This window comes from Moorena sp. SIO3B2 (genome assembly GCF_010692525.1).
GTDB lineage: Bacteria > Cyanobacteriota > Cyanobacteriia > Cyanobacteriales > Coleofasciculaceae > Moorena > Moorena producens.
Genome location: NZ_JAAHHE010000343.1, coordinates 1 through 6,298 on the forward strand (window position 1 = coordinate 1; position 6,298 = coordinate 6,298).

The 6,298-nt window shown below is 46.6% G+C and carries 3 protein-coding genes; 1 reads left to right on the forward strand and 2 read right to left on the reverse strand.

Annotated features, from left to right (window positions below; genetic code table 11):
• Together F6K38_RS33095 and F6K38_RS33100 are read right to left on the reverse strand one after the other, a co-directional pair.
• A partial coding sequence (locus F6K38_RS33095) for a type 2 lanthipeptide synthetase LanM family protein (protein ID WP_287359345.1) occupies positions 1-3,276 on the reverse strand: 3,276 nt, incomplete at its 3' end.
• A gap of 66 nt (positions 3,277-3,342) precedes the next feature.
• Positions 3,343-3,600: a cinnamycin family lantibiotic gene (locus F6K38_RS33100; protein ID WP_287359348.1), complete on the reverse strand. Its 258-nt coding sequence runs from the start codon at positions 3,598-3,600 to the stop codon at positions 3,343-3,345.
• 717 nt (positions 3,601-4,317) lie between these two features.
• On the opposite strand from F6K38_RS33100, the gene F6K38_RS33105 reads away from it, so the two are divergent.
• On the forward strand, positions 4,318-6,252 hold the full coding sequence (locus tag F6K38_RS33105; protein ID WP_287359351.1) for an ABC transporter ATP-binding protein/permease: 1,935 nt from the start codon (positions 4,318-4,320) through the stop codon (positions 6,250-6,252).
• Positions 6,253-6,298: the final 46 nt, after the last annotated feature.

Genomic DNA, 6,298 nt, shown 5'->3' on the forward strand with positions numbered 1-6,298 from the left:
CAGAGGGGAAGGGACTCGCTCCGGATAGGCTAGCCGCAAAAAGTGCATTCCGATTCCAGCGATCCCAAGCATCAGATCGAGAAAGAGATCCTTAGTTGTAGAACCACAGAGCCACGTGCGAGCTTTCTCAAACCGACGCCACTGGGCCTGAGCTTGGACGTTAGCCTCCATCTGCAAATAAGGTGTGTCCCTCAGTTGAGAAAACCGCAGCAATAGCTCAGCATTACCGGATCTGCCATGACATAGGGAATCATTACCGAGCTGGTCAAAATTCCGCAAAGTGGCATTGAGAGCTGCGTGAGCTTCCCGCAGAATATCTTCGTCATTTTTCCCTAAAGCTGCCCAACTGGCAATACGGCTCAAACCAATTCCCGCCGACCCATTGCACCAAGCATTGGCAAAATGGGGTTCGTTTCTGTCAGCTACCATGACCGATTTGCGCAGGTCATACCAATCGTTCTGCTCCCGATCGAAGTGAGTCGCTTCATAGGCAAAGCATTGACGACCAGCCTGAATGTACTCTTGCTTGTCAAGATTACACCCCAGCAAAATTAGTGCCCACCCTGGACCACTCGAACCATGGGAAAAACCGGTCGGATTCTGCTGGTTTAGATCCGGTCGCCCACCCTGCCAACTTAGGGTGTCCCCCTGGCGAGTTGCCCCTTTGAGCAAATGTTGAGCAGACTGCACGGCACAATCTATGGCAATATCTCTCCCTTGGCCAGAAGTGGTGTTTGCCAACCCCAGCATGACAGGAATCACCCCCGTGACTCCCAGCAAAAGGTCAAAGTATTTGTCCTGAGGAATCCGTGGTATCAGTTCGTGAGTCAACTTTACTGCCCGCTCCAGCAGTTCTGGTCTGTCCCATAGCTGAGCCAGGTGGGTTAACAGGTAAATCAATCCAGCTGTGCCCTGATACGCCCCAACGAATGGTGAACTAGGGTGCTCCATAGCGTGCTTGAAGGCTCGCTCTGCTGCTTGACGAAATTCTGGCTGGGGGTGAAGGGCATCGAGATAAGCCAAAAATAGGCAAATCCCCGCTGAACCCGCGTAAATATCTGGCCCGATATCTACCACACGTTTTCCAGTAGCTGTATAGTCGCAGGTTGGCCATGGAGCCTTACTCGGATCGGGTTCGAGCAATTCCCACAACTGCCAACCAATTTGCTGGGCGTAATTAACCGCTGAAGCGATAAAGTAGGGACTATTGAGTTCGTCTGTGGATAGGCTACTGTAAATGTACTGGTTCTGCCGGATTCGGTTCTCCTCAGATAATTTTTCAATGCGTTTGAGTGCATTGTCCAATGGGGAAATCGCGATCGCATCTGGCAGGAATTGTTGGTAATTGTGGATTAAATCTAGAGCCCCAGTTGCCTTAGCTGAGAAGATGGGGATATCCAATTGCCACAGGGATGCTAGTTCTAGCTCAGCCAGTTTCCCTTGATTGTCCCACTTTCGTCGATGCTCTTTTAAGGTGTTGAACAGCAAATCCACTTCTAGGGGTTCGGCAAGACATTTGGGATGGCGAGCGGCAAGGAGCAACTTGCCGTAGGCTTGGGTTCCCCAATTAATGAAGCGCACTAATGAGGGAGAAAATAAGTCTTGGAGGGACGTTGCGGCTTTCGTGGGGTTTTCTCGAAACCAGTTATAAACTCGGTTAAATCCCTCAACAATGGCATCTTTGTACTCCTGTGGCTGTACGAGCTGACCTTGGTAATAGATGCGATTGGTTGCTTCGAGTTCGACCCGAATTCCCGATTGATATTCAACACCCAGGCCTAATGACATCCGGCCCTCGTTCACTTTAGGAACTTGATGGGGTACTTCGTAGGAGTCGCCGCCCCTAGACCCGCTCAATTTCATTTGATTTTTATCCCCCGGGTCTGGCCATTCGAGCAAACCCGTCTTGAAAACTGAATCTAGGACTGTACCGGGCAATTTGTCTATGCCAAGGGGCAACACTTCCAAAACCGTTTCGCAGTCGCAAATAAACCCATTTCCATCAGCAACTAGGACGTTTTCAACATGCAGATCGCATCCCCCTAGGATGTAGAAAATGCTCAGAAATCCCCCGAGTTGCTGATAAAATCCCTCAGCAGAAGCTTGACTTTGGACATGGTTTTTACCAGAAGCAATAAACTCTGCATAACCATAGCCATCTTGACAGAGCACTCCATAGCTGCCAAAGTCAACCACCTTATCCCTAGTCAAGGTTTCTAGCAGCCCTTGCATCCCTGCTTCAGATTGAATACAGCGAGGCTTATAAACAATTGTTGCTGGCTCAGAGTTAATCAGCTCCAGTTCCACGATCACTACGCTCTTGCCGCCAGCATGGTAATCCGACTTGCCTAACTTAAAGGATTTGACTTGGTTTATGGGTTTCCCGGAGAAGAACGTCCCACTAATTTGCTCGCGATCCCTAGCCAAACGCTGAATCACTTCCTCACCAAAATCACACAAGAAACCAGTTCCCTGAGCCAACCAACGTGCTAGTACAGGAAACTGAAAATAAAAGCGGTGATAACTCCAACCGTCTTGAAAAGTCTGTTCCAGGTAGGCAATATAAGCCTCTGGATCATCGGCTGATTTGGCGATCTTATTCTGAAGACAATAGACATTAATATTGGCTTCAACCGTCCAGGTTAAGGCCAGCTCAAAGCGATTGAGCAGGTGAAGTTGAAGGTCACTGACGACTTGCTTTGAGATCACCTTCAGCTGATCACATAAAGGTTGCAATCTCTGGTGCAACAGCCGTAGAAAGGGTTCGCAGGCTATCGCCAATTTCCCGTGGTAGATATCGGGTTCGTACCAGGAACTCCCTAAAAAATCCCCTTTTGGTAAATCCAAGGTCGCGATCGCAGCGCGGTAGGTTTCTAGCCACTGACGGTGAGGTTTAACGAACTCCAATCGGTCTGCTGCCGACAATTCCCCCCAGTTTCGTTCGTATAATTTATAGTCCGTTAATAGTTTTCGTAGGTCTTCAATAATCGATTGACTGACTTTTCCTTCTTGCTCATAGGAATCCTTAAGCACCTGCACAGCCAACTTGCCAGTCAGTTTTTTGATGTTCCAGCTATCCAACGGTTCAAGCTGGTTGCTACACCTAGCTTTCCCCTGGCCTTTAGCCAGTCGTTCAACAATGAGAGTTCGCTCAGCCAAATTACTAGCTCGGCAAGCCAGTTCCTCCAGCACAGAATCGTCAACCATAACCCCGACTAATAAACAGTTAACAACGGGGGCTGGCATCACATCTAATCTTAAAAAATCCGATGTCATGCCAGCTCCCAGACAGGTACCTAGCCTATTGGATTAGAAACGGTAACAACCTAATTGGTCGTTCCATCAAGTCTTGGTTGTTCCATCACAAATGAGGGTTACAATACCGAAGCTGCAGGTGGATTCACAAGTAGCAGCGATATCAAACTCCCCTAAGGAAGCATTTAACAACTCGATGAAAGCATGATCCTGCTTCTCGACAGATTCAGGCAGGGAAGTGGTAGCTGAGAGTCCAAAAGCTTCTGGGTTATTTTGAACTTCGCTACGGAACTCAGCGTCAATAGATGCCTGGTGCAGTACCTTTTCTAGGGTAGCCGTTGACATTATATTGCTCCTTCGTGCCCCTGATGGGCAGTAAGATTTACCATCTGCTCGTTTAGCAGACATTTATTAGTGTATACATAATTTTCATCCTATGGTTCACTTTTTGACATTTCTTAACTTTTATCTGAAGTCTTTTAAAATGCATATATAGTTTAGTTTTTATGTAACAAAAAATACAGTTTTTTATTGACAAACATCCCTATATACTTAATAAACTCTTGCCTCTTGCCCGCCCCCCTTAAGGGCTGGGGGTTAGGGGGGATTCCTCTTGCCTTTCCTTAAGGGATTCTGTTCACAAATCAAATAGAAATGCTATAGCTGTATGGTGACTTGGTAAGCAGATAAGCAAAATAAACCAGGACTTACGCGGTTAAGTTGATTTCGCCCCCCTAGGGCGTGTTTTCAAAGTTTTCCGCAAGATTATGATCCCCCCCAGCCCCCCTTGAAAAAGGGGGGAGCCATACTCAAATTCCCCCTTTTTTAAGGGGGATTTAGGGGGATCTCCGAGTTTGAAGACACGCCCTAGCCCCCCAATTCTGGGGGGTAATGATGTCAAAGTCCCCCGAGGGGGACCAACGGGGGCGCGTAAATCCTGTAAACATCAGAAATTGGGGGTGAAACCCTACAGGCTATACACCGATTGCACCTGTGCTTAATAAATAAGCAGAATGATTATTGACACTTGCACCGCTTTGACAACTGGGAATTTCTAGATATATGAGTGAAAACCACAGATTTGACGGTAAGTTTGGGCAAAGATTGTTAGGGCTTGTCCAGCCTTACTGGATACCAGTATCGGATCAAAGAGGAACTTTTCTAGGGCTATTGCTGTTGCTAATAGTATTCCTTTTAATAATTTCTTTTACTATTGTCAGCCTCATTAGCTTAGGAGGACAGCACTATTTTCCAGAAATAATTAATAGTGTTGCTCCCGGTTTAGTGGACTCTGTTGCCATGATCAATAAGTCGCCAGCTATCTATTTCATTGGTTTACTTTTGCTAGCTACGATTGCTGCTTTTGCCTACTACAGGCAACAGTTACAAGATAATTGGCAACCATGGTTGATGTCAATAGTGATAGTGTTGTTACTGCTATCAAGTACTGGGGTGAATGTCTTAAGCAGCTACTTGAATCGGGACTTGATCACCGTCATGGCTCGACACCAGGCGTCAAACTACCTGACCCTGCTCTTACTCTACAGCAGTTCCCTATTGGCCATTGTGCCCTTAATGGTTTTTTCCAACTACATCAAAAAGAGACTTTGTCTCGACTGGCAACAATGGTTAACCAAATATTTTCTCGATCAGTATCTATACAATAGAGCCTATTACGAACTCAAGACTAATCTGGATATCGATAACCCAGACCAGCGCATCTCCAAAGAAGTTGAATCCTTTACTCAAACCATCTTGGATTTTTGGGTTGCTATACTAAATCAAGTTGTTAATCTAATTGCTTACGGAATCGTTCTTTGGACGATTTCTAAACTGCTGTTGACTGCTATGGTAGTCTATTCCCTGTTCGTCAACGTCAGCGTGATTTTTTTGAGTAAATGGTTAGTTGATCTTAACGGAGAAAAACTCGAATACGAAGCCAACTTCCGGTACAGTTTGGTTCGCATCCGCGACAATGCTGAATCAATCGCCTTCTCTCGTGGAGAAAATCAAGAATTGAGTTTAGTGAAGCAGCGATTTATTCAACTGATGCAGAATCTAAATCTGATTATCGGCTGGGAGCGGAATATAGAATTCTTAACCATAGCGTATCAAAATTCTATCTTTATCATACCTTACTTGACTGTAGGATCATTGTATTTTAGTGGTCAAGTTGAGTTAGGGACAGTTACTCAAGCAAGTATATTGTGCTTTCAGCTTTCGGGGGCACTGGCAGTGATTGTACGTCGGTTTGATACCCTTAGTGCTCTTGCTGCGGTGGTTAATCGCTTAGCTAGCCTGGCGGAGGTTTTGGAAGCGCCGACGGCACAACAGAATGCTGCTAAGATTATTAAGACAGTAGAGGACAACTGCTTTGCCCTCAAAGAGATTACCTTGCAAACTCCTAACAGCCAACAGACCTTGATCAAAGATCTCTCGTTGTCAGTGGAACCGGGTGAGGGGACACTAATTATGGGGGCGAGTGGCTGTGGCAAGAGTTCTTTGCTAAGAGCGATCGCTGGGTTGTGGAACACAGGAACAGGCTGCATCATGCGACCTGCCGTGGAAGACATCTTATTTTTGCCTCAACGTCCTTACATGATTCCAGGATCCTTGCGAGAACAGCTGCTTTACCCAAATGCCAGCCGCGACAGTTCCTTGGAGGAATTGGAGTCCGTGCTGCACCGGGTTAACCTTTCTGAGCTGCTGGCCAAGGTGGGCAGTTTGGAGGTCCAATTAGATTGGAGCAGTGTTCTGTCCCTAGGAGAACAACAGCGTCTAGCCTTTGCCAGACTCTTGCTCAATCAACCTCGCTATGCCTTCTTGGATGAAGCAACCAGTGCATTGGATCAGCAAAACGAGCGGCATCTCTATCAGCAACTACAGCAAACCGAAACCACGTTTATCAGTGTTGGTCACCGAGAGAGTCTGCTGAAGTACCATCAGCAAGTTCTGGAACTATCGAGTGATTCTAGCTGGCAGCTCTGTAAGTCCTAGATTGATTAGTTACAATTAACCCACTCTTGTAAGAGTGGGTTAGACA